The sequence below is a fragment of the Amycolatopsis sp. NPDC049868 genome (genome assembly GCF_044461365.1).
Classification (GTDB): domain Bacteria; phylum Actinomycetota; class Actinomycetes; order Mycobacteriales; family Pseudonocardiaceae; genus Amycolatopsis.
In genome coordinates, this window is record NZ_JBITKV010000005.1 from 330,643 (window position 1) to 354,578 (window position 23,936).

20 protein-coding genes and 1 tRNA gene are annotated in these 23,936 nt (G+C 68.9%); 13 read left to right on the forward strand and 8 right to left on the reverse strand.

Annotated elements, in window-relative coordinates; genetic code table 11:
- Complete coding sequence (gene eccB, locus ACIBTM_RS23185) at nucleotides 1–1,428, forward strand: type VII secretion protein EccB (protein WP_395879158.1); 1,428 nt, start codon at nucleotides 1–3, stop codon at nucleotides 1,426–1,428.
- Complete coding sequence (locus ACIBTM_RS23190; protein ID WP_395879159.1) at nucleotides 1,425–3,371, forward strand: hypothetical protein; 1,947 nt, start codon at nucleotides 1,425–1,427, stop codon at nucleotides 3,369–3,371. The genes eccB and ACIBTM_RS23190 overlap by 4 nt, the downstream gene beginning before the upstream one ends.
- Nucleotides 3,372–3,418: 47 nt before the next feature.
- Here the strand turns inward: ACIBTM_RS23190 and ACIBTM_RS23195 are convergent, their stop codons facing one another.
- From ACIBTM_RS23195 to ACIBTM_RS23205, 3 genes are all read right to left on the reverse strand, one after another.
- On the reverse strand, nucleotides 3,419–3,733 hold the full coding sequence (locus ACIBTM_RS23195) for a hypothetical protein (RefSeq protein WP_395879160.1): 315 nt from the start codon (nucleotides 3,731–3,733) through the stop codon (nucleotides 3,419–3,421).
- 96 nt (nucleotides 3,734–3,829) lie between these two features.
- Nucleotides 3,830–5,518: a hypothetical protein gene (locus ACIBTM_RS23200; protein WP_395879161.1), complete on the reverse strand. Its 1,689-nt coding sequence runs from the start codon at nucleotides 5,516–5,518 to the stop codon at nucleotides 3,830–3,832.
- Between the two features lie 329 nt (nucleotides 5,519–5,847).
- Nucleotides 5,848–5,920, reverse strand: a tRNA-Ala gene (locus ACIBTM_RS23205).
- Between the two features lie 269 nt (nucleotides 5,921–6,189).
- Here ACIBTM_RS23205 and ACIBTM_RS23210 point away from each other — a divergent pair.
- Together ACIBTM_RS23210 and ACIBTM_RS23215 are read left to right on the forward strand one after the other, a co-directional pair.
- A complete protein-coding gene (locus tag ACIBTM_RS23210; protein ID WP_395879162.1) occupies nucleotides 6,190–8,343 on the forward strand; it encodes an RICIN domain-containing protein in 2,154 nt (717 codons plus the stop codon).
- A gap of 102 nt (nucleotides 8,344–8,445) precedes the next feature.
- Nucleotides 8,446–9,000 (forward strand): HdeD family acid-resistance protein, encoded by a 555-nt coding sequence (locus tag ACIBTM_RS23215; protein ID WP_395879163.1) that lies wholly within the window; start codon nucleotides 8,446–8,448, stop codon nucleotides 8,998–9,000.
- Here ACIBTM_RS23215 and ACIBTM_RS23220 read toward each other — a convergent pair.
- Nucleotides 8,987–9,715, reverse strand: coding sequence for a hypothetical protein (locus tag ACIBTM_RS23220; RefSeq protein ID WP_395879164.1), 729 nt, complete (start codon nucleotides 9,713–9,715; stop codon nucleotides 8,987–8,989). The two genes, ACIBTM_RS23215 and ACIBTM_RS23220, sit on opposite strands and share 14 nt — an antisense overlap.
- Before the next feature lie 25 nt (nucleotides 9,716–9,740).
- On the opposite strand from ACIBTM_RS23220, the gene ACIBTM_RS23225 reads away from it, so the two are divergent.
- The 7 genes from ACIBTM_RS23225 (at nucleotide 9,741) to ACIBTM_RS23255 (ending at nucleotide 18,640) form a co-directional block, all read left to right on the forward strand.
- Nucleotides 9,741–11,396 carry an FAD-dependent oxidoreductase gene (locus tag ACIBTM_RS23225; RefSeq protein WP_350577687.1) on the forward strand — a complete coding sequence of 552 codons (1,656 nt, stop codon included), beginning with the start codon at nucleotides 9,741–9,743 and terminating at the stop codon, nucleotides 11,394–11,396.
- Nucleotides 11,393–12,814, forward strand: a complete 1,422-nt coding sequence (locus ACIBTM_RS23230) for an ATP-binding protein (protein ID WP_395879165.1) — start codon at nucleotides 11,393–11,395, stop codon at nucleotides 12,812–12,814. Before ACIBTM_RS23225 ends, ACIBTM_RS23230 begins: the two co-directional genes overlap by 4 nt.
- A gap of 139 nt (nucleotides 12,815–12,953) precedes the next feature.
- The gene (locus ACIBTM_RS23235; RefSeq protein ID WP_395879166.1) at nucleotides 12,954–14,042 is read left to right on the forward strand and encodes a hypothetical protein; all 1,089 of its coding nucleotides are present in this window, start codon (nucleotides 12,954–12,956) and stop codon (nucleotides 14,040–14,042) included.
- A complete protein-coding gene (locus ACIBTM_RS23240) occupies nucleotides 14,042–15,196 on the forward strand; it encodes a toxic anion resistance protein (protein WP_395879167.1) in 1,155 nt (384 codons plus the stop codon). The genes ACIBTM_RS23235 and ACIBTM_RS23240 overlap by 1 nt, the downstream gene beginning before the upstream one ends.
- Nucleotides 15,193–16,815, forward strand: coding sequence for a VWA domain-containing protein (locus ACIBTM_RS23245; RefSeq protein WP_395879168.1), 1,623 nt, complete (start codon nucleotides 15,193–15,195; stop codon nucleotides 16,813–16,815). The genes ACIBTM_RS23240 and ACIBTM_RS23245 overlap by 4 nt, the downstream gene beginning before the upstream one ends.
- Nucleotides 16,812–17,408, forward strand: coding sequence for a hypothetical protein (locus tag ACIBTM_RS23250; protein ID WP_395879169.1), 597 nt, complete (start codon nucleotides 16,812–16,814; stop codon nucleotides 17,406–17,408). Before ACIBTM_RS23245 ends, ACIBTM_RS23250 begins: the two co-directional genes overlap by 4 nt.
- 131 nt (nucleotides 17,409–17,539) lie before the next feature.
- Entirely contained in the window at nucleotides 17,540–18,640 is a 1,101-nt protein-coding gene (locus ACIBTM_RS23255) for a peptidase inhibitor family I36 protein (RefSeq protein ID WP_395879170.1), read from the forward strand.
- 126 nt (nucleotides 18,641–18,766) lie between these two features.
- Here the strand turns inward: ACIBTM_RS23255 and ACIBTM_RS23260 are convergent, their stop codons facing one another.
- Nucleotides 18,767–19,561, reverse strand: a complete 795-nt coding sequence (locus ACIBTM_RS23260; protein WP_395879171.1) for an LmeA family phospholipid-binding protein — start codon at nucleotides 19,559–19,561, stop codon at nucleotides 18,767–18,769.
- Between the two features lie 46 nt (nucleotides 19,562–19,607).
- Entirely contained in the window at nucleotides 19,608–19,901 is a 294-nt protein-coding gene (locus ACIBTM_RS23265) for a hypothetical protein (protein WP_395879172.1), read from the reverse strand.
- Nucleotides 19,902–19,996: 95 nt separating this feature from the next.
- Between ACIBTM_RS23265 and ACIBTM_RS23270 the strand changes: the two genes are divergently transcribed.
- Nucleotides 19,997–20,695, forward strand: coding sequence for a class I SAM-dependent methyltransferase (locus tag ACIBTM_RS23270; RefSeq protein WP_395879173.1), 699 nt, complete (start codon nucleotides 19,997–19,999; stop codon nucleotides 20,693–20,695).
- On the opposite strand, the gene ACIBTM_RS23275 is transcribed toward ACIBTM_RS23270, so the two are convergent.
- Both ACIBTM_RS23275 and ACIBTM_RS23280 read right to left on the reverse strand, forming a co-directional pair.
- Nucleotides 20,682–21,287: a hypothetical protein gene (locus tag ACIBTM_RS23275; RefSeq protein ID WP_395879174.1), complete on the reverse strand. Its 606-nt coding sequence runs from the start codon at nucleotides 21,285–21,287 to the stop codon at nucleotides 20,682–20,684. The two genes, ACIBTM_RS23270 and ACIBTM_RS23275, sit on opposite strands and share 14 nt — an antisense overlap.
- Before the next feature lie 13 nt (nucleotides 21,288–21,300).
- A complete protein-coding gene (locus tag ACIBTM_RS23280; protein WP_395879175.1) occupies nucleotides 21,301–22,716 on the reverse strand; it encodes a M20/M25/M40 family metallo-hydrolase in 1,416 nt (471 codons plus the stop codon).
- Nucleotides 22,717–22,902: 186 nt separating this feature from the next.
- On the opposite strand from ACIBTM_RS23280, the gene ACIBTM_RS23285 reads away from it, so the two are divergent.
- A complete protein-coding gene (locus ACIBTM_RS23285) occupies nucleotides 22,903–23,874 on the forward strand; it encodes a helix-turn-helix domain-containing protein (protein WP_395879176.1) in 972 nt (323 codons plus the stop codon).
- The last annotated feature ends 62 nt before the right edge of the window (nucleotides 23,875–23,936 follow it).

The window sequence follows — 23,936 nt, forward strand, 5'->3', positions numbered from 1 at the left end:
ATGCAGAACAAACGGGACCATTTGCACGCCCACCTCTTCGGCGTCGGCAGGCTGGTGTCAGCGCTGGTGACCGGCGATCCGGACGCGCCGGAGACGCCGATGCGGCGGGCGAGCGTCGGTGCGGTGATCGGGGTGCTGATCGCGGTGGTGGCCGCTGCCGCGTTCTGGGTGATCGGCCTGGTCGCGGGCGGTGGCGACGGCGGATGGCGCAAACCTGGATCGATCATCGTCGAGAAGGAGACCGGCAACCGGTACCTGTTCCTGGACGGCACTTTGCGGCCGGTGCTGAACTACGCTTCCGCCCGGCTGGCCGCCGGCGGCGGGAACGCCGAGGTGCGCACCACATCGAAGTCCTCTTTGGACGGTGTGCCGCACGGCCTGCCGATCGGCATCCCGGACGCGCCGGACGCGCTGCCGGACCCGAAACGCCTGAACACCGACCCCTGGCTGGTGTGTGCGGCCACGGTCGGCGAGACCGACGGCCCGCGGCGGCCGGGTGTCGCGCTCTCGGTCGGCGACGGATGGCGGTCCGCGCCGGTGCCCGAGGACCGGGCGATGCCGGTGACCACTCCGGACGGGGCCACCTTCCTGGTGTGGCGCGGGCAGCGGATGGGCGTCGAGGACAAGGCGCTGCTGATCACGTTCGGCTTCGGTGGTTTCGAACCGGTGCCGGTGAGCACCGCGTGGCTGAACGCGCTCCCGGCGGGGCCCGGCCTCGGACCGCCCCCGCTGCCGGACCGCGGGCGGTCCGGTCCGCCGCTGGCCGGACGGTCCACCAAGGTCGGTCAGCTGTTCGAGGTGCAGGTCGCGGGCGGCACCGGGGCCTACTACCTGATGCGCGCGGACGGGCTGGTGCCGATCTCGCGTACCGAGCTCGCGTTGTTCCTGGCCGACCCGGCCACCGCCGGTGCGTACGACCAGGGCGAGGTGCGGACGATCCCGCTGACCGCGGCCGCGGCGGCCGCCGCGCCGAAGTCGGGGACCACGGCGGTCACCGGGCTGCCGAAGGAACCACCCCGCCCGCCGGACGCCGCGGACGGACGATCGGTGTGCGTGCGCCTCGGGTTCTCCGCTGATCTCGGCGCGACCGGCTCGCTCGTCACGGTCGCGACCGACCAGCTCCGGGTGTCCGGCCCGCGCCCACGCGGCGTCCACGACGACGACCGCGTCGCCGACCAGGTCCGGGTGCCGGGCGGTTCCGGCACCCTGGTCATCGGGCAGCCCGCGCCGGGCGTGGAGAACGGCACCAGGTTCCTGATCACCGATGTCGGCATGAAGTTCCCGCTGCCGAGCTCCGAAGTGGCCGCGGCACTCGGCTACGGCGACGCCAAACCGGTCCCGGTGCCCACCACCGTGCTCGCCTTCCTGCCGACCGGGCCCGCGCTCGACCCGGAGGCGGCCAGGACCCAGCGAAGCGGACCGGCATGAAGATCAGCTCACCGCGGATGGGCACCGGGCTGGTGTGCCGCCCGATCGGCGCCGTGCTGCTGGTGCATTCGCCGGAAGGACCGGTGGCGACGGCCGTCGAACTGGCCAGGACGCTGCCGCCGGAACCCGGGCACACGGTGGTCGTCGTCGATCCGCCCGAGCTCGGGGGCCCAGCACTGGTCGAGGAACTCGCCGCGCTGCTGCCGGACCGCCGTCCGCTGCGGCTGGTGCTCTCGCGTGCCGGTTCCGGCGGGCCGGGCTCGCTCGCGCACGCGCTGGCCGAGCGCAAGCAGACCGAGGTGATCGCGCCGGACGGGGTGGTGCGCCCAGTGGCGGGCGGGTTCGCCTTCGCCGTGGGTGGTGCGGGCTGGCTGCGGTTCCGGCCGGGCGGTCCGCCGCGGCAGGCCGGGCTCCGCTATCCGGTACCCGTCTGGGAACCGGGCACCCCGCTGCGACGGCTGGCCCCCGGCCCCGGTCTGGTGGTCGAACCGATCCCGGCCGGGTTGTGGCTGCGGCCCGAGTCCCACCCCGATCCCGCGCCGGTGTTCGGTTTGCCGTGCCAGGCCGAGATGCTGACCGTGGTGCCCGAGCCGTCGGTGCCGGTGCCGGAGATCTGCCGGTTGCTGGCCGCGCTCCCGGAGCAGGCCCGCACGCGGGTGCGGCTGATTCCGCACGGCACCCACGAGCGTGCCGGGGAACCGGTCGGCCAGCTGGTCGCGGACGCGTCCGGCGCGCCGGTCACCGTCCACACCGGACTGACCAGATGGGCGTTCGCCACCGTGCTCAGCTACTGGCCGCGCCGGGTCCCGATGCCCGCCGTGCCCAAGGTGGTGCGGTACCGTGCGCCGCTGCCCGGCCTCGCCGAGCCGCATCCCGGGGTTTTCCGGCTCAGCGACGACATCACCGTCGAGATCGTCCAATCAGGACTGTGGGTGCGCGGCGGCACCGAGCCGATGAACGGCGGCGAGATCAGGGCGGTGCCGCTGGATCCGCGCCGGCTGCGGGTCACCGTCGGCGAACCCGGTGCGCCTCCGTCTCGAACGCTCGCCGACGCGGCGGCCGGACTCCTCGAACGGCTCGAACCAGCCGCGCGGCAGGCCGCCCAGCTGGTCTTCGCCGAGCCCCCGCTCGAGGAAGAAGAACCCGTCACGCAGTGGCTGCGGGTGGAGACCGAACCGGAGGAGGAGCCCAAGGAGGTTCCCGGCGACGACCGGATCGCCCCGGACCACCGCAGCGGGCCGGCGGAACACGAATGGCTGCGCCGGACCCTGGGGAGCCGGTTCGACAGTTACGCCAGCGCGGTGGCCAGGCTGCTCGCGCAGCGGCCAGGGCTGAGCGGGGGAGAGGAGACCGCGCACACGGCGCGTTTCTCGGAAGCGGTGATCGCCGACCTGGTCGCGGTCCGTGCCTACGCGGAAGGCGCTTCGCAGGGCTTTGATCAGGCGTTGCGCTCCGGCCATCTCGGCGCGTTCCGGCCCTATGCCGGGTGCATCGTGTCCGGTCTCCGGCGCCTGCCCACCTACCGTGGCCCGGTGCTGACCTCCGCCACACTGGACGATGCGCAGTGGGAGCGGTACCGCGTCGGCGAGGTGCTGACCGAACGCGGCCTGCTGCACGCGCTGGCCACCCCGTTCGTCGAGCTGCCCGGCACGGTGGAGTTCTTCGTGCTGGCGCTGACCGCGCGGCGCACCGGGTTCCTGACCGGAGGTGAGGGTCCCGAGCAGCAGTGTGTGATCTTCCCGCCGGAGACCTGTTTCAAGGTGCTTGCGGTGACCGAAGGGCGGGTGCTGCTGCGCGAGGTCGCCGGTGCGGGTGGTGGCGAGGACACCGCCGCGCTGGACAGGCTGACCGAGGTCGCGGCGAGCCGGGACACGGTCGCCCCGCGCCGCCGCCAGGAGCTCGAAACCCCGGCCCGTTTCGACCATCCGATCGGGCTGAACTGAAGAAGGGGCGGCTGTTCGAAAACAGCCGCCCCTTCAGCCGGTTACCGCTACGCCTTGCACACCGACTTGACTTTGTCGATCGCGCCGCCGACCGACTTCTCGTCGGTGCCGGCCAGCCCGGAGATCGCTTCCTTCTCCTTGGCGTCCGACGCGCTGCCCGCGATGGCCTTCAGCTTTTCGGTCATGGCAAGGTATTCGGTGGCCAGCACGGCCTGGTCGGTCTTTTCCCCGACGTTCTTCACATAGCTGTTGATCGTCTCCACCGCGTTCCGGCACGAGTCGGACTGTCCCGAGCAGGCGGACGTCATGACCAGTGTGGCCAGTGAAGCCGCGGCGACCAGGACGCCGGAATGCTTCCTCACGAAATTCCTCCATGGCAGTTGTTCACGATTGGCGATACGCAGTCTGGTCGCGGTTGATCAATGCTCGATCAACGAATCGCCAACGCCTGCGGAGTCCTATTCGGACGCCAGGTTCTCGGTACTGGTGGCGCCTTGCCGAGTGCGGGTGAGGCTGATCGTCTGCCCGCCGCTGTCCCAGGAATTGTAGTCGAAGATCGCGGTACTACCCGCTTCCATCGCGACGCCGCGGCGTAGGAAGTTGCGGACGCCGTGATCGTCTTCTCGTTGCACGTCGACCGTGTACGAGCTCTTGGCCTTCGCCCGGCCGGCGTCCACGGTGAACGGACCGCCCTCGGGCGGCAGCTGCGCCCTGATGGTGCCATTACCGCCGACCGCGGTGTTCTCCAGCGTGAAGCTGTAAAAGGAGTTCGGGTAGGTCGCCCCGAGGACAAGAGTGGGGGATTGCGCTTCACCCGGGGTGTAGGTCAGATCGCCGGTCTTTTCGTCAGGCGTGATGGTGTCCTTCTCGCCGGGTTTGAGGCGGATTCCCTCCACCGCCATGTCGAAGGTGGACCCGATGATGGCGATGGACTCTTCGTCCTCGGACTTCAGGGCCGAGCCGTCGAGCGTGATCTTGAAGCGGATTCCCTTGGGCAGGAAGTAGTTGGGCTCAAGGTTCTCGTCCCAAGTCGCCGCCAGTCTGGTGAGGACCTGCGCGCCGGGGATCTCGTTGACCAGCTTGCCATCGACATACCCGGTGCGGCGGCCGGCGTCGTCGGTGATCAGCAGGTGGCCGTGGTCACGCGGGTTACCGTTGAGGAAGATCTCGATCGCCTCGCCGCCGGCTTGCTGCCCGTCGGGGGACGCCCCGGTACCGCCGATTCCGCTGGGAGGCACCGGCGGGAACGGCTGCGGTTGCAGACCGGGATTGCTCGGATTCATCCACAGGGTGTTCGTGCTCGCGTCACCGTCGTAGGTCTCGGCCGGATCGTTGGGGTTGGCCGCGGTGGTGTACTTCCAGGTGTTGGCCTTGCGGTCGACTTCGATGCGCTGCGCGGTCTTGGGGAAATTGTTGTCGTAAATGAGGATCTGGGCCGTCCCGTCGCCCTTGTCCTCGACCGCGTACGGGGTCACCGCGTGCCCGCCACTGCCATCCCGCTTGAAGATCCCGATCGTCCAGGTCTCCGGGTTGTCCGGCCTCAGTTCCTTGAGCAGCCGATCGACGATGTCGTTGGGTGTGCCCGTCACCCTGCCCTGCAACACCGAAGGCATGAACTGATGCACAAAGGTGTACGCGATCTCTTTCTGAGCCGACGCGCTGTCCCTTGCCACCTCGACCGTCGGCAGGCCACCGAGGTCCGCCGGGTTCAGCGTCTTCTTCCACCACAGCTGACTGGCTACCGAGAAGCCGTAGCAGTGCCCGCCGTTCATCCCGATGTTCTGTTGTTCCATCCACATCTGGGCTTCCGGCGTGAGATCACACTTGCCCACCGCGGCGTCGGCACAGACCTTGTCGCCGAACAACCTGCGCATCTCGTTCGAGGTCAGGTTCGTGATCCCGTCCTCGTTCCCGTAGTTCTGGAACCCGAAGCCATCCTTGTCGGGCCGGAACCCGGTGTCCGCCTTCAGCGGGCCGGAGGGCCTGTACTCCTTGCCCGCTTCCGCCGGATTCGCCTGCGCCGCCTGGCCGGTCGTGGCGCCGGTGTCCGATGAACATCCCGCCATGGCCGCCCCGGCGACGAGTAACCCCGCCGCCATTCCCGCCTTCCACCTCGCCCGCCCAGCACGGCAGTTGACCACAGTCACGGTTTCCCCTCATTCCTGTCCGACGCACCGATCCGCCCACGTCGCGTTGCTCAGCTCTGTTCTCGCCCCGGCGGTGGGGCAGCGACACCGTTTCCGGGCAGCCTCGTACGCCAATGCACGTAATGGCGCACTGGCCAGGCTCGCTCGCCGGCATCAACGTGGAATCAACAACCGGCGAATCCGCGGCGTGGCAAGGCAGCGCTATCCGGTCGGGTACTTCGCTCAAGCAGACGTAATGGACGTTCGGTGAGTCGATTCTCAAGGCGAGCAGGAACGAAAAAAACCGCCCTACCTCGGCAAGCTTGCCAGGTGGGCGGTGTTTCGTGCTGTGGAGCTAAGGGGACTCGAACCCCTGACCCCCTCACTGCCAGTGAGGTGCGCTACCAGCTGCGCCATAGCCCCGGAGCGGATTTGTTCTCCGCATCTCGTGTGTCCATACATTACACCGCCCGCGAAGGCGGTTCACGCGGGGGTCACTCTATGCGGCCGTGGACCCGGCAAACGCCGTTGACCTGCATCTTTGTGACTTATTTTTAGCCGTGTATTGACTCCGCGTGTGACCGCCGTTACGTTTTCGGGCATCGTGACGCCGAGGTCCCCGCCCGCTACGCCGCGTCTCCACTGGGCTCCGCCTCAGCTCGCCCTGCCCGAATGACGCGGAGGAGATCCTGATGAGGGCCAGAGCAGCCCTGATAGCCCTGTTTTCCCTGGTCGGAGCACTGTTGGTGGTCGCTCCGGCAGCGCAAGCGGCCATCGTTCCCGATACCTGGTACACCGTGTTCACCGCCGGCGGGAAATGCGTGGACGCGCGGGCCGCCGGGACGGCGAACGGGACGGTCGTCCAGCAGTACGCCTGCAACCAGACCTTTTCCCAGCAGTGGCAGTTCCAGCCCACTTCGGACGGCTACTACCGGGTCAACACGCGCAACGCCCCGGCGCAGGTGTGGGACGTCGCCGAGGTGTCGACGGCCGACGGTGGGCTGATCCACCTGTGGGCCTACGGCGGCGGGAACAACCAGCAGTGGCAGCCGGTCGAGGAATCGGGCGGGGCGTACCACTTCGTGAGCCGCAACAGTGGCAAGTGCCTGGACATCCCCGGTCTCTCGACCCAGGACAGCACCCAGCTCCAGCAGTACGCCTGCAACGGCACCGGCGCCCAGTCCTTCCGGCTCACCCCGGTCTCCGGCGCCGCGAACCCCGACCTCGGGCCGAACGTGCTCGTCTTCGATCCGGGCATGCCGCAGTCGGCGATCCAGTCCCAAGTGAACAGCGTGTTCTCGCAGCAGGAGACCAGTCAGTTCGGCTCGAACCGGAAGGCGTTGCTGTTCAAGCCGGGCTCGTACAACGTCGACGTGAACGTCGGGTTCTACACGCAGGTGCTGGGGCTCGGCCTCTCTCCCGATAACGTGACGATCAACGGCGCGGTGCACGCGGAGGCCGACTGGTTCCAGGGCAACGCGACACAGAACTTCTGGCGTGGCGCGGAAAACCTGTCCGTGAACCCCAGCGGCGGCACCGATCGGTGGGCCGTTTCGCAGGCCGCGCCGTACCGCCGCATGCATGTCCGCGGCAACCTGCAACTCGACGACGGCGGCTGGTCCAGCGGCGGGTGGATGTCCGACGTGAAGGTCGACGGTCAGGTCCGGTCCGGCTCGCAGCAGCAGTGGATCTCGCGCAACTCGCAGTTCGGGAGCTGGAGCGGCTCCAACTGGAACATGGTGTTCGCCGGAGTCGGCGGCGCGCCGTCGACCAGTTTCCCGAACCCGCCGTACACCACGGTGAACACGACACCGGTCGTGCGGGAGAAGCCGTTCCTCTACGTCGACGCCGCGGGCGCGTACCAGGTCTTCGTGCCTTCCAAGCGCACCAACGCGTCCGGGATCACGTGGGGCGCCGGCCAGCCAGGGGCTTCGCTGCCGATCAGCCGGTTCTTCATCGCGAAGCCCGGCACGACGGCTTCGCAGATCAACGCGGCCCTCGCAGAAGGCAAGGACCTCCTGATCACGCCGGGCGTCTACCACCTCAACGAGACGCTGCGGGTCACCCGGCCGGACACCGTCGTGCTCGGCCTCGGCCTGGCGACGCTGATCCCGGACAACGGCATCACCGCGATGACGGTGGCCGACGTCGACGGTGTCAAGGTCGCCGGAGTGCTGATCGACGCGGGCACCACGAACTCGAACACGCTCATGGAGGTCGGCCCGGCGAACTCCGCGCAGGACCACGCGGCCAACCCGACTTCGCTGCACGACGTGTTCTTCCGCATCGGCGGGGCGGGCGTCGGCAAGGCCACGAACAGCCTCGTGGTCAACAGCGACGACGTCATCGGCGATCACCTGTGGATCTGGCGCGCCGACCACGGAAGCGGCGTCGGATGGAACACCAACACCGCCGACACCGGCCTGATCGTCAACGGCGACGACGTCACTACGTACGGCCTGTTCGTCGAGCATTACCAGAAGTACCAGACGATCTGGAACGGCGAACGCGGCCGGACGTACTTCTACCAGAACGAAATGCCTTACGACCCACCGAATCAGGCCGCCTGGATGAACGGCTCGACGCGGGGTTACGCGGCCTACAAGGTGGCGAACTCGGTGACGAATCACGAGGCCTACGGGCTCGGCAGCTACTGCTACTTCAACGTGAATCCGAGCGTGGTGGCGGATCGCGCGATCGAGGTGCCGAACAACCCGAACGTCCGGTTCCGCAGCATGGTCGCCGTCTCCCTCGGCGGGAACGGGACCATCGCCCGGGTGATCAACGACCGCGGTGGGCCTGCCAACTCCGGATCGAACGTGGCCAATCTGGTCGCTTATCCCTGATGACCCCGGTGCGCGCCGTGATGGCGGTCGCGGCGCGCACCGGCCTCACCCCAACGGGTGGCGTGCCGCGCGCTCCCGCGCGGGCGCTCCGATACTCGGGACATGCCTCTCGTCGGTCTCACCGTCGTCGAACCCCGCCTGGCCTGGCCGCTCGCCGCCGTGCGCGGGGTTTTCGCCATCCTGTTCGGCATTCTCGCGTTGATCTGGCCGGGAACGACCGTCCTGGCCCTCGCGATCCTCTACGGCATCTACGCCATCTTCGACGGCATCGGCGGCATCATGCAGGCCTTCCGGCCGGGCGACGCCGCTCATCGTGCCGCTTATGGAGTCCTCGGCGCGTTCGGGATCATCGCCGGTGTCCTCGTCCTGATCTGGCCAGGGATCACGGTGCTGGTACTGGCCCTCCTGGTCGGCTTCTGGGCGATCTTCACGGGCATCGTCGAGATCGTCGCGGCGATCCGGTTGCGCAAGCAGATCGAGGGCGAGGCGTTCCTCATCGCGGCGGGCGCGCTCTCCCTGATCGCGGGCATCGTGATCGTGTTCAACCCGATCGCCGGCGCGTACGGGATCGCCCTGCTGATCGGGATCTACGCCCTGCTGTACGGCGTGATGCTGCTCGTACTGGCCTTCCGGCTGCGGAAACTCACCCAAGCCTGAAAGCCCGCCGCGAGTGGACCCGCGCTCCGGCGCGGCGCAGATTCGACAGGCTCGGCGAGCCTTCCACCGCGGTCGCGACGGCGAACCGGTGACCTTCGCGGGCGGCCGCTGCCAGTCCGTGGAGCAGCAGCCGGGCCTGCGCGCCCTTGCCGCGGTGCGCTCGTGGCGTGGCCGAGCCGCCGAGGAGGACGCCGGGCCCGTGCGAACTCAGGGCCGCGGCGGAGATCGGCACACCGTCTTCGGTCAGCAGCGACCGGCGGATCCGCGGGTCGGCGTGCTCGGCGGCCATGAACGCCGTCACGGCGTCTCCGCTTTCGTATCCGTCGAGCAGGACGCGGAGGAAGACGTCGATGTCGGGAGAGTCGTCGACGTCCGGCTCCGTTGCCGCGAGATCGGTGAGCGGAAGGGTCGCGATCGGACGGACACCGGCGGGCACGAGTCCGGTGCCGTGAGGGATCAAGCCCTCCGGCAGCACCAGCGTCGGCGCGGCGCCGTCCCAGCACGACGCCCCGGCCAGCCGGACGGCCCGCGGCAGGTTCTCTTCGGTGACCCCGGTGATCGTGCGCAGAAACCGCAGGTCCGGCGCCGTGGCCAGAACCGCCAGCAGACCGTCTTCACGCCAAGCCTCGAAGCGGCCGGGAAGCCCCGCCGCGGTGGCCGCCTCGCACGCGACGGCGGCACGGGCGTGGATCACTTCTTCGGCTTCGGTCAGCATGGCCTCAACGTAATAGGCTGATCCGGTGAGCCAGCCGATCCTGTTGACCGTCGACGACGATCCCGCCGTGTCCCGCTCGGTCGCCCGTGACCTGCGCCGAAGGTACGGAAAGGACTACCGGATCATCCGGGCCGATTCCGGTGCCGACGCCCTCGACGCGTTGCGCGAGATCAAGCTGCGCGGCGACGCCGTGGCCGCGATCCTCGCCGACTACCGGATGCCGCAGATGGACGGCATCGTCTTCCTCGAGAAGGCGATGGACCTGTTCCCGAACGCGCGCCGCGCGCTGCTGACCGCCTACGCCGACACCGACGCCGCGATCCAGGCGATCAACGTCGTCGACGTCGACCATTACCTCCTCAAACCGTGGGACCCGCCGGAGGAGAAGCTCTATCCGGTCGTCGACGCGCTGGTGGAGACGTGGCGTGCGGTGGGGGAGCGGCCGGTCGACGAGATCAAGCTCATCGGCCACCGGTACTCCTCGCCGTCGTTCCACCTGCGCGACTTCCTGGCGCGCAACGCCGTGCCGTACCGCTGGTACTCCGTCGACGACGACGAGGGCCGCCGGATCCTGGAGGCGGCCGACGCGGCGCCGCACGACATCCCGGTGCTGGTCACCCCGGGCGGCACGGTGCTGCGCCAGCCGTCGGGGCCGGAACTCGCCGACGCCGTCGGCCTCTCCACCCGGCCCACCCAGGAGTTCTACGACCTGATCGTGATCGGCGGCGGGCCCGCCGGGCTCGGGGCGGCCGTCTACGGCGCGTCCGAAGGACTGCGGACCGTCATCGTCGAGCGCAAGGCGACCGGCGGGCAGGCGGGCACCAGCTCCCGGATCGAGAACTACCTCGGCTTCCCGGACGGTGTCTCCGGCGCCCAGCTCACCGATCGCGCCCGGCGGCAGGCGCTCAAGTTCGGCGCCGAGGTGCTCACCGCCCGCGACGTCGTGGGCCTGGAGGCACGCGGCTCCGCGCGCGTGGTCATGTTCGGCGACGGGACCGAGATCTCCGCGCATTCCGTGGTGCTGGCCAGCGGCGTCACGTACCGGGCGCTGGAGGCTCCCGGCGTCGCCGAGCTCGCCGGCCGCGGCGTGTACTACGGCTCGGCCGCGACCGAGGCGCCCGAGTGCAAGGGCGAGCACGTCTACATCGTCGGCGGCGCGAACTCGGCGGGCCAGGCGGCGGTGTTCTTCTCCAAGCACGCCGCCGACGTCACCATCCTCGTCCGCGGCCAGTCGCTCGAAGCGTCGATGTCGCACTACCTGATCGAGCAGATCGCCGGGATCGAGAACATCCACGTCCGCACCCGGACCACCGTGGTCGAGGCGCACGGCGACGATCACCTCGAACGGCTGACCCTGTGCGAGAACGGCGGCGCGACCGAGACCGTGCCCACCGGACATCTGTTCATCTTCATCGGCGCGGCACCGCGCACCGACTGGCTCGGCACGGAGATCCAGCGGGACGACCACGGTTTCGTGCGGACGGGGCCCGATCTGCTCACCGACGGCGGTCCGCCGCCGGGCTGGCCCTTGGACCGCGACCCGCACTACCTGGAGTCGTCCATCCCGGGGGTTTTCGTGGCGGGTGATGTGCGGGCCGCGTCGGTGAAACGCGTCGCGTCGGCCGTCGGCGAAGGCGCCATGGCGGTCACCCTGGTCCACAGGTATCTGGAGGAACAATGAGCGTTCTGCCCAGGGAAGAACTGCGCGGGCTCTTCCTCTTCGAGCACCTCAGCGAGGAGCAGCTCGACTGGATCGACGAGCACGCCGTGCTGGAGCAGTACACCGGCGGCACCACGGTCATGCGCGAGGGTGAACCGGCCACCTGCTTCTATCTCCTGCTGTCGGGCGCGCTGCGGATGACGCGGCTCGTCGGCGGCACCGAGGTCGAGACGATCCGGTCCGATCAGCGCGGCGCCTACTGCGGCGCGACGCAGTTCTTCGTGCACCAGGAGACCGAACACACCTACGGCGCTTCGGTGCACGCGGTCAGCGACCTCACCTTCCTGACGCTGCCCGCGGCGGAGTTCGCCACCGAATTCCGCCGCTGGTTCCCGATGGCGACGCATCTGCTGGAGGGTATGTACCTCGGCTGGCGCAACAGCGACACCGTCATCGGTTCGCGGCGGCGGCTGCTGGCGCTCGGCGAGCTTTCCGCCGGGCTGACCCACGAACTCAACAATCCGGCGGCCGCCGCCGTCCGCGCGACGGCGTCGCTGCGGGAGCGGGTCGCCGGGATGCGGCACAAGCTCGCGATGCTGGCGAAGAAGAACGTCGACCCGACGCTGCTGGAGCAGTTGCTCGACATCCAGGAACAGCTGGTCAAACAGGTCGCGTCGGCGCCGAAGCTGACCGCGATGCAGCAGGCCGACCGCGAGGACGAGATCGGCGACTGGTTCGACGACCACGGTATCGACCAGGGCTGGGATCTCGCCGACATCTACGTCCGTGCCGGGCTGACGGTGCCGGATCTCGACCGGCTGCTCGACGCGGTCGGCGAGACCTTCCTCGACGGCGCCGTCCGCTGGCTCGCGTACGCGCTCGAGACCGAGATGCTGATGGGCGAGATCGAGGATTCGACGACCCGGATCTCGGTGCTGGTCGGCAAGGCCAAGCAGTACTCGCAGATGGACCGCGCCCCGCACCAGTGGATCGACGTCCACGAAGGGCTCGACTCGACCCTCGTGATGCTGGCGGGCAAGATCGCGCCGGGGATCCGCGTCGTGAAGGAGTACGACCACACGATCCCGAGGATCCCGGCGTACGCGGGCGAGCTGAACCAGGTGTGGACGAACGTCATCGACAACGCGCTCGGCGCCATGGGGGCCGAGGGCACGCTGACCCTGCGGACGGCCAGGGTGGACGACCACGTGCACGTCGAGATCGGCGATACCGGGCCCGGTATCCCGGCGGAGGTGCGGCAGCGGATCTTCGAGCCGTTCTTCACCACGAAACCGGTGGGGCAGGGGACCGGCCTCGGCCTGGACATCTCCTGGCGCATCGTCGTCGAACGGCATCAGGGCGATCTGCGGGTCGACTCGGCGCCGGGTGACACGCGCTTCACCGTGTGCCTGCCGGTCTCGGAGCAGTCCGTGATCTGATTTCCCTTATCCCCCAGCGTTTCGCCAGAAACTACCGACGGCTTCCGTTCATCGATCGTTCACTTCGAAATGGCTCGCCCGCGCGTCAAAAGAGTCGAACGGGCTGAAAGATCGAGCCTGTGAACGAGGGGGTGGGCCGGTGAAACGCCGTCTGTCGATCGGCCTGGCCGTGGTGCTGCTGCTGGCCGTGGCCGCGGTGATCATCTGGGGCCGCGACGGTGACGAGAACACCGCGCGGGGCGGGGATCTGACCACGGTGCGCGGGGTCATCGGTTCGGAGAAGCTCGCCTTCTTCTCCGACAAGCGGGTGGCGGACGCGTTCGCCAAGCACGGGCTGAAGGTCGAGGCCGACACCGCGGGCTCGCGTCAGATCGCGAGCATGGACCTCGGGAAGTACGAGTTCGCGTTCCCGTCCTCGTCGCCCGCCGCGCAGCGGATCCAGCGCGACCACCAGGTGACCGGTGTGCACACGCCGTTCCAGTCGCCGATGGCGGTCGCGACCTTCGAGCCGATCGTGAACCTCCTGAGCGCCAACGGGATCGTGCGCAAGGGCGCCGGCGAGTACCAGGTGCTCGACATCGCGAAGTACCTCGAAGCCGCGCGAAAGGGCACGCGCTGGGATCAGCTTCCCGGCAACACGGCGTTCCCCGCTCGCAAGAACGTGCTGGTCACGACCACGGACCCGCGCGAATCGAACTCGGCGGCGATGTACCTGTCGATCGTTTCCTTCGTCGCCAACGGGAACAACGTGGTCAGCACGCCGGAAGCCGAGGCGAAGGTGCTGCCCGAGGTGTCGAAGCTGTTCATCGACCAGGGTTACACGCAGAACAGCACCGAAGGCCCGTTCGAGGATTACCTCGCCGCCGGGATGGGCAAGACGCCGATGGCGCTGATCTACGAGTCGCAGTTCGTCGACAGGCTGGTCCGCGCCGACGGTTCGATCCGGCCGGACATGCGCCTGCTCTACACGGCGCCGACGGTGTACTCCAAGCACACGCTCGTACCGCTGAAACCGAACGGCGACCAGGTGGGCAGGCTGCTCGCGACCGACCCGGAACTGGGGAAACTCGCCGCCACCTTCGGTTTCCGCACCGGGGACCCGCGCCTGTTCGCCGACGTGGTCGCCGCGGCCAAGGCACCGGTGCCCGCCGATCTGGTGGACGCCGTCGAGCCGCCGTCGTACGAAACGCTGGAGCGTCTGCTCGACGCGGTGAAGAAGCAGTACTGATGGACGACTTCACGCTCACTCCACCCGAACCGGTGGAGGCGATCCCGGCCGAGCGGGCGGCGGGCCTGGTCACCCTCGCGCCGGAGGTGCACGCCGAGATCGCGAAGCGCGCGGAAGATTTCGCCCGGCGCCTCGAAGCGCTCGACGTCCGGTCGCCGGACTTCACGCGCGTCCTGGACGAACTGCTCGCGGTCGGCGAGTCCGAAATGCGCGCGGCGGCGACCGTCGCCGGCGCGCTGCTGGACCGGTCGACGCGGGCGCTGGCGGAAATCGGGTCACCGCAACACCAGGCGACGGTGAGCCTCGCGGGGCTGCGGCGGGCCGTGGCGGAGATCGATCCGGCGAAGCTGCCGATCACCGGCCGCAAGCTGATGGGGCTGATCCCGGTCGCGGGCAGCGCGAAGAAGGCACTGGACCGCTACCGCGCGGCCAACGAGCCGGTGAACGCGCTGGTACTGGACCTGCGCGCGCGGCAAGACCTCCTGCGACGGGACAACGCCGCGCTCAAGGGCGAGCGAGAACGTCTGTGGGCGACGCTCGGCAAGCTGTCGGAAGCGGCCGCGTTCGCCGAGGCCGTCGACACGGCCGTCGACCGTCAGGCCGGGATCTTCGACTTCACCGACCCCGCGCGGGCCAAGGCCTTGCGGGCGGACGCGCTGTATCCGATCCGGCAGCGGCACCAGGACCTGCTGACCCAGCTCGCCGTCAGCGCGCAGGGATACCTCGCGCTGGACCTGGTGCGGCGCAACAACGACGAGCTGATCCGCGGGATCGAGCGGGCGGTGTCGACCACGGTCGCGGCGCTGCGGGTCGCGTTGGTGGTGAGCGGGGCGCTCGCCGGGCAGCGTGACGTCCTCGACGAGGTCCAGGCGGTGCAGGCGACCACCGACGGGCTGATCAGGGCCAACGCGGAAATGCTGGAACTGCGCAGCGCCGAGATCCAGCGCGCGGGAAGCGATCCCGCGGTGGCGGTGGCGACGATCCGCGAGTCGTTCGAGCGGATCTACCGGAGCATCGACGCGATCGACGAGTTCAAGGCGGGGGCCGTCTCGACGATGGCGGCGACCGTCGAGGCGCTGTCCGGGGAGATCCGGCGGGCCGAAGACCATCTGCGCCGGTCTCACGAGACGGCGGCGGCCGAGGGGACATCGTGAAACGCTGGGCAGTGCTCACGGTGGCGGCGATCTGCGCGCTGTCACTGGTTTCCTGCGATTCGAGCGAAGGCGGGACGGGTCTGGGGGAGGCCGAAGCCGGCACCTTGCGGGTGCTCGCGGGCAGCGAACTGGCCGACCTGCAGCCACTGCTGGAACAAGAGGCGGCGGCGACCGGCGTCAAGGTCAAGTTCCAGTTCACCGGGACGCTGGAAGGTACCGAGTCACTGGCGAACGGCAAGGTGGACGGCCAGTACGACGCCGTCTGGTTCTCGTCGAACCGTTATCCGGCGGCGGTTCCGGAGGCCGCGAAACGGCTCGGCGAGCAGGTGAAGGTCATGAGCTCGCCGGTGGTGCTCGGGCTGTCCGCGTCGGCGGCGCAGCGGCTCGGCTGGACCGGGCGGCCGGTGGGCTGGGGCGAGATCGCCGAACAGGCCGGGAAGAAGGCCTTCACCTACGGCATGACCGATCCGTCCGCGTCGAACTCCGGTTTCTCGGCGCTCGTCGGGGTGGCGTCGGCGCTCGCGGGGGCGGGCAACGCGATCGACGCGCGGCAGATCGCCGCTGTCACCCAGAAACTGACCGAGTTCTTCAGCGCGCAGGCGATGTCGGCGGGCTCGTCGGGCTGGCTTTCCGAGGCCTACCAACGACGGGCGACCGGTGAGGATCCCGGCAAGAAGGTCGACGGCCTGATCAACTACGAGTCCGTCCTGCTGTCGATGAACGCGAGCGGGAAGCTCCCCGAACCGTTGACACTGGTGTATCCCTCCGATGGTGTGGTGACCGCGGACTACCCGCTGACGTTGTTGCAGAGCGCGAACTCCGACGCGCGGGACGCGCACCGCAAGCTGGCCGAACGGCTGCGGACGCCGGACACCCAGCGCAAGATCATGGAGACCACGCAGCGCCGTCCGGTCGTGCCGGGTGTCCAGCTGGGGCAGCAGTTCGCGCGGAAGGATCTCGTCGAGCTGCCGTTCCCCGCGACGCAGCAAGCGGTCGACGCGTTGCTGGGCGCCTACTTCGACAAGATCCGGCGGCCGTCGCGGACGCTGTACGTGCTCGACACCTCCGGTTCCATGTCGGGAGACCGGATCGAGTCGCTGCGCGCCGCGCTGATCGGGCTGACCGGCGCCGACGGTTCGCTGACCGGGCGGTACCGCCGGTTCCGCAGCCGCGAAGAGGTCACGATGCTGCCGTTCGACACCGTTCCCGGCAATCCGGAGACGTTCACCGTCCCGGAGGGCGATCCACAACCCGCGTTGGACAAGATCAAGCGTTTCGCCGAGGGCCTCGACGCGAACGGCGGCACGGCGATCTACGACAGCCTTCAGCGCGCGTACGAAATCATGGGTCCTTTGGTCGCGCGAGACCCCGATCGCTTCAACTCGATCGTGCTGATGACCGACGGGCAGAACGCGAACGGCGCCAAGTTCTCGGACTTCCAGCTGAGGTTCCCGTCGTTGCCGGAGGCGATGCGGCAGATCCCGGTGTTCACCGTGATCTTCGGCGAAGGTGATTCCGCCGAACTCGGCGAGGTCGCGAAACGCACCGGTGGCAACGTGTTCGACGCGCGAGGCGACGTGCTGCCCAAGGTGTTCCAGGAAATCCGCGGGTACCAGTGATCGGGTACCTCGGCTCCACGAAGAATCTCGCCGGCTGCGTCGGCGGGCTGATCGGGCTGGCGCTGTACCTGACCGGTGTCGTCGGCGGGTTGTGGCCGCTGGTCGTCGCGGGGCTGTACGCGGTGTTCGCCCTGCTCGCGCCGCCCGAGCGGGTCCGGCTGGTCCCGGCGGACGCCGCCGCCGAGGCCGGGCAGCTCCGGGCGGACCTCGAATCGTTGGTGGGCAAGGTGACCGAGCGGGCACAGCGGATGCCCGAGTCCTCTGTGGACGGTGTGCGGCGGATCGCCGAGGTGCTCGACGACCTGCTTTCGCGGCCGGAGCGATGGGCGGCGAACCCGGACGTCCAGCATGCCGTCACCCGGCTGGCGCGAACGGATCTGCCGCTTTCGGTGGAGACCTACCTGAATCTGCCGTGGTGGTTCGCCGCCAAACGGCGGGCAGCCGGAGAGGCGAGCGCGGCCGACGAACTCCTCACGCAACTTGCGTTGTTGGAGACCGAAGTGCACCGCATAGCGGAACGCTTTTATGCCGGCGACGTTCATCGGCAGGCCGACCATACGCGATATCTGCGTGAGCGCGGCGAATCCGGCTAGCCGTCCCGTTCAGCGGCAAGCGAAAAACAGTCTGCCGGTCTTTCTGCATGGGCAAACCGGTTTTCCCGTGGTGGACTCGTGACGCCGATCCGGTCGTGGTCGGTATTCCGTCTTCTCCAGGGAGTTCAGACGTGCACAAGTACAGATTCGGAGCGGCCTTCCTGGCCGCTGTGGTGATGTGTCTCGCCGGCGGCGTCCCGGCGAACGCAGGAGAGCGCGACGAACACTGCGTCGCCGACACGGCCACCGGAGCGTTCCGGTGCTTCGACAGCGTCGCCGAGTCCCTCGCCGCGGCGTCGGCGGGCGAGGTCGGCGCGTCCGCGACGGTGATCAGCGTGCTCTACGAACACGCGAACTTCGGCGGCGCGAGCGTCGCCGTCACCGGATCGCCGTGCGTCGAGGGGACGAACCAGACCATCGGCTTCCTCGGTGGCTGGAACGACAAGATCTCCTCGTTCCAGACCTTCAACAACTGCTACATCACGATGTACGAGCACGCCGAATACCAGGGCGCCAGCCAGGAGTGGTACGCCAACGACAGCGCCAACTACGGGTCGAACATGAACGACCTCGGCAGCTCCGTCGTGTACTCGCGCGGGCCGTCCCGTGCCGAACTGCTCAAGGACTGCGGTCGCGCCACCAAGACCTGCAACGCCCACGTCGACCAGCGCGGTCAGGACTTCTACGGTAGCTGGGGCCGCGTGGACACGGTGTTCAACTGCAGCTCCAACAAGATCACCCAGGTGATCGGCAAGCGGGACACCCGCAGCGGGAAGAACACGGTGTCGAACGAGCTCAGTGTGAGCGCGGGATTCGAGTTCCTCGTCCAGTGGACGGTCGCCTACAAGCGCACCTGGGGCCAGGAATGGGGCTGGGAGACCAGCGAGAGCGTCGAGACCCGGATCGAGGTCAACCCGGGCTATTGGGCAGGCCTGGACCGCTCACCGGTGATGAAGGTGGCCAGCGGTTCGTACGACATGTGGTACGACAAACGCCGATGGGGCCACCACCAGTGGTACGTCTGGAATTTCAGCGGTGAGGGCCCGGCGCCCGGTGTCGTGGGCCAGACCAGGACCGTCGGCAAGAAGATGACTTCGGAGGAGAAGAAGAAGGTGTGCGGGAAGTCGGCCGGTCTCGTGCGGTCGTCCGCCCTCGCAGAGGTGGAAACCGCCGCTGCGTCGGTGCCGCCGGTACCCGCGGTGCGTGTCGCCGAGGGACCGCTGCACAGCTGATGCGGTCGTGAGTGGCGATCGGATTCTGGAAGGGTAAAGGCAGACGCGGCGTGTGTCGCGAAAGCCACTTTCGCGACATCTAATGTCCCGAAAGTGGCTTTCGCGACACGATCGCCGACGGGGCCGTCAACGTCCGCCGAGTTTCGGCAGGGTCAACGTGGTCACCGCCGTCGTCACCCAGCCGAGCAGATCGCCGAGCGGGATGGTGGACAGCTTCTCCGGCCATTCCTCGGCCAGCGTGTGCAGGACCAAGTGACCGTCGTGCGCCTCGACCGCCGTGAGCCGGATCCCTTGCGGGAGCTCGGGTAGCGGCAGCACGATCGGTTTGAGCCGGGACGGCGGGCCGAACCGGCGGCGTCCGATGTGGACGGACATCGGCCGGAGCACGACGGTATCGTGCTCCACAGTGGACTCCAGGGCGAGATGCCCCCAGCGTGGCCGCTTTTCCCAGCGGATGTGGAAATGCCCGTCCTCGCCGGGGGTCACGATGATGCCCGGCCGGACTTCGGCCACCCGTGCCTGGAGGACTTCCGGCGAGACCCGGATGGCCATCTTCACCTGTTCGGGGATGGCGGCCGGGGACGGGAGCGAGCGGAGGCGGACGTTCGACGCCAGTACGGTGATGCGTTCCAGCGGGGTTTCCGGCCAATCGACGTCCTCGACGACGATGCGGACGTCGCCGACCCGGCCCGTGGCGGCCAGGCTGAGACTGTCGGCCTGGTAGTCGAGCCCGGTCAGGGTGAGGCCGACGTCGTGCCCGTCCACCTTGGTCGTCAACCTTCGCCCGACCAGCTGCTCGGTCACGGTCTTCAGGAGCGCGGCCGGGGTCACGGGCACGTTCGGCAACAGCGCCCGCCCGGCGGCGGCCAGGCCGAACAGCTCGGGAAGCGGGTTCAGGTCGAACCATCTGCCGTCGCTCATCCGTCCAGTGTCGCCGAACGGGACACCGATTGTCGCCGCAGGGGGGTCAGCGGGCCGCGAAACGGGCGATCACGCCCGTCAGGATCACCCAGAACGCCGCGGCCAGGCCATAGTCGAGGATGACCGCGAGATTCGGGTCACTCACCGGGAAGAGGCCCGGCCAGAACAACGCCAGCGGCCTGGCCAGCGCCTGGACGAAGATGAAGAAGCCGTTGCCCGCGTTGGCTCCCGCGAGCACCAACACCATGTACAGCAGCTCGATGAAAGCGAACAGCGCGCCGATGCCGGTGATGACGCGTACGGCGGTGTCGCTCCTACTGGTGGTTCGCCATCTGGACATACCGGAAAAGTTCCCGGGCTCCATGGTGGCAAACGTGTCAGTGACAAAATTGCGCCGATCGGCCGCATCTAGTGATATCGATTATCATTGTCGTTATGACTACTGGGGACTGGAACGACGGCTGGGAACGCCTCATGGCGAGATATCAGCCAGGACGTGAGCAGGCGATCGAGCGGATGATCGACCTGATCGCGGCGCGCTGTGACGGTCCGGCACCGCGAGTGCTGGACGTGGGTGGCGGCACGGGCACTCTCTGTTCCCGTCTGCTCGCGCGTATCCCCGAGGCGGAGGTCACCCTGGTCGATCTCGACCCGGTGATGCTGGCGATCGCCGGCGCGGCGCTGCCGTCCTCGGTGTCGGCGGTCCGGGCCGATCTGCGTGATCCGGGCTGGACCGGCCTGTTGCCGCACAGCGGCTACGACGCCGTCGTGGCGATCATGGCGTTGCACTACCTGCCACCGGATCGGCTGACCGCGTTGTACGCCGAACTCGCCGGGCTGGTGCGGGCGGGTGGATTCGTGGCCAATGTGGACGACATGCCGGAAGAGGGAGCCGTGCCGTCCGGGAGCGACGACGGCTCCTGGGAGGTCTGGTGGGATCAGGTCGCGGCGGATCCGGTGCTGGGCCCGGCCGTGGTGGAACGGGCCCGGCTGTTCGGCGACTCGACCTCGGCGGAATGGCACCCTCCCGCCGCATGGCACCTGCGGGCCTTGAAGGCCGGGCCGGTCGACGAGCCCGCCGTGGCATGGCGGAACGGCGCTCAGGCCGCTGTGGTGGCCTTCACGCCTCGCTGAACGGAGCGTCGAGCGGTGTGCCCCGCCATTGCCACCCGGCGCGCGACGGCCGCCCGGGCAGCTCCGTCCGGTCCGTCGCCCACAGCAACGCCGTCCAGGGATCGACGCCGGTGACGTCCACTTCCGGGAACATCCGCGCGAGCACCCGCGAACAGACGTCGCGCGGCGGATCGAGGGTGACTTGGAGCCCCCTGGCCATGTCCTCGCCGTGGACCAGGACTTCGACACAGCCCATCCCGGCGAAACCTTCGAGGTCGGCACGGCCGCTCGGGTGGTACGCGCGGACGTCCGGGGCCACCGTGCGGAGCGTGGCGCCCAGGATGCCACCGGCGACCGTGATGAACTCCAGCATCTCCGACGGGGTCGCGGCCTGGTCGGCGACGGATTCGAAGCAGACGAAACGCGGTGTCGACGGCCGCGCGATCAGCAGGCCCGCATAGGAGATGAGGCAGTCGCCGAGGTGTTCGGCCGTCCGCCAGGCGTTCAGCTCGCCGGTGCCCGGCGCCGACGACCAGTCACGGCCCGACGCCTGGCGCAGGTCGCCGGTCACGCTCGTGATCGCGGCGTCGAGGTCGCCGGGGGTGACGGTCATCAGCTCAGCGACCTCAACTCAAGGGCGTCGGAAACGCGACCGGACCGCGGCGGCCGTTCTTCCCGACCGCGCGGACACCGAAGAACACGTTGTCCTTCGACAGATCCACCTTAGCCTCGGTCGTGTCGCCGACCCTGACGACGTGCGTCCAATCGGCCGCCGTCGTCTCCCGCCAGACGACCTCGTAGCCGGCGAGGTCCGGGTCCGTTCCGCGCCGCCACACCAGATCCGTTTCGTTCGTCAGCCGGTTCGTCCGGATCCGGACGTCTTCGGGCGTACCGGGTGCGGTCGCCAGCGACCACATCGTCGCGGCGTTCACCCGCGCGACCCTGGCGATGAACGGGAAGTCGCAGAACTCGGGCAGATCGCCGAACCGCTTGCCGTTCTCCACCCGGACGTCCTGGTGCTGATGGGCGTAGTCCTCATGCGGTTCGGTGAACCGCGCGGCCGGATATCCCTGCTCCAGGAACGAGATGTGGTCGCCGCCCCGGAGGTAGCGGTCGCGCCGGTGGATCACCCGTACGGTCATGCCGGTCGCTTCGTTCTCCGCGACCGAGCGCACGAACCGCGCCAGCTGGCGGGAGGGCGAGTCGTTCTCCCCGCCGACCGCGCGCCGGATGTCGGCCTGCGCCGGGGTTTCCGACGTCGGCACGCCCTCGGCGAACAACCGGATCGTGCGCGGGTCCCGTGTCCCGTCGTCCGCCCGGCTCGAACCGACGATGTCGTTGGTGAACATCGCCTGCACGTTCGTGCCCGCCGTCTTGAACAACGTGGCCATATGCCGTGCGCCGAACAGGCCTTGCTCCTCACCGGCGACCGCGGCGAACACGATGGTCGCGGCCGGACGGCGGGTGGCGAGCACCCGGGCGAGCTCCATCGCGACGGCCACTCCGGAGGCGTCGTCGTCGGCGCCCGGCGCGTCCTTCGTCGCGTCGAGCGGATCCGAACACCGCGAGTCGTAGTGGCCTGACACGACGTAGACCCGCTCCGGGGTGGTGGAGCCGCGCAAGGTGGCGACGACGTTGGTGATGGTGGTCGCGACCGGGATCCGGGGCGGAGCGGGCTGTTGCAGATACGACTGTGCCTGGACGGTCATGCGGCCGCCCGATCTCTCCGCGGATTTCGACATCTCCGCGAGGATCCAGTCGCGGGCGGCGCCGATTCCCCGGACAGGGTCGGTCTGCGAGGACAACGTGTGCCGGGTTCCGAAGGCCGCGAGCCTCCGTACGGTGGCCTCGATGCGATGTTCGTCTATCTCCCGGAGGATCGCCCGGAGTTCCGCGTCGGGTCGTTGTGGGAAGAGGCGTTCGCCGGGGCCTCGATCGACCGGTTCTTCGGCGACGGCGGGGGTTCCGGTGGAGGACAGGGCGGCCGCTGAGAGCGCCGCCGATGTGGACAGGAAAACTCGTCTGGACCTTTCCTCAGCCATTCTTCGTTCCTACGCGCCCCGTGATCGGGCGTCTACCACGAAAAGGATGAGGGCGACCGTTCGCATCGCTTGGGTCTGTGCTCCGACAGAGGGTCACTCGGTCGGATCTGTTGTCCTCGTGCCGGCGGGGACAAGCTAGCGGTCTCCCGGTGGCGTCCGCGGCCGGGCCCGGGATGCGGGGAAACCATGACCATGGACTTCGAAAGCCGCGACCTGGAAGAGATCCAGGAGTTCTGCAGCGCCAGTTATGCATCGTCGCGGTTCAGCGGCCGCCAGGAAAAGCCGCATCGGGTCCGGGTCACCCAGAGTCCGTTGGGGCCGGTCAGCCTGGACTGGGTGGATTTCGGCTGCGAGGTGGACTACCTCGTCGACCCGTTGGGCCGTTTCGTCGTGCTCGGGGTGGAGTCCGGCTCCTTCCCGCGCTGGGAGGTCGGCGGCGTGCGGGACAGCCTCGGCCCGGTCGGCCCGGGGGAGGTGTTCCTGGGCGCACTGCCCGACCGGCCCTTCGCCGGTCAGGTCAGCCATGCGCGCTACAGCTGCGCCCTGGTGGTGCCGTCCTTGCTGTCCCGGGTGGCCGCGACCGCGCCCGGCGACACCGGCGAGCCGGTCCGGTTGACCGGTCACCGGCCGATTTCCCCGGCCGCCGGCCGGCATCTGTCGCACACCATCGCGTTTCTTCGCGACCAGGTCGGCATGGCTTCGGAGATCCGGGACTCCCCGTTGATCGTCTCCACCGCCACCCAACTGCTGGCGGCCACGATCCTGGCCACCTTTCCCAACACCGGTCTCGCCGAGCCCACCATCGAGGACCGCCACGACTCCCACCCCGCCACCCTCCGGCGGGCTGTCGCGTTCATCGACGACCACGTCCGCGAGGACATCTCGGTCGCGGACGTCGCCGTCGCCGCACACACCACGATCCGCGCCGTCCAGTACGCCTTTCGCCGGCACGCGGGTACCACCCCGATGAGCTACCTCCGCCGAGTCCGCCTCCAGCACGCGCATGAGGAATTGCTGGCGGCCGACCCCGCCACCGGGGTCACGGTCACCGGTATCGCCGCCGGCTGGGGCTTCTTCCACCCCGGTCGCTTCGCCCATCAGTACCGCACCGCATACGGCTGCCAGCCCTACCAGTCCCTGCAGCGCGAGGATCGCTGACTCCGGAATGGGCGACGCACCCCGACTCCAGGCGGTGGGGACTCCGCCTGGAGTCGGCTCAC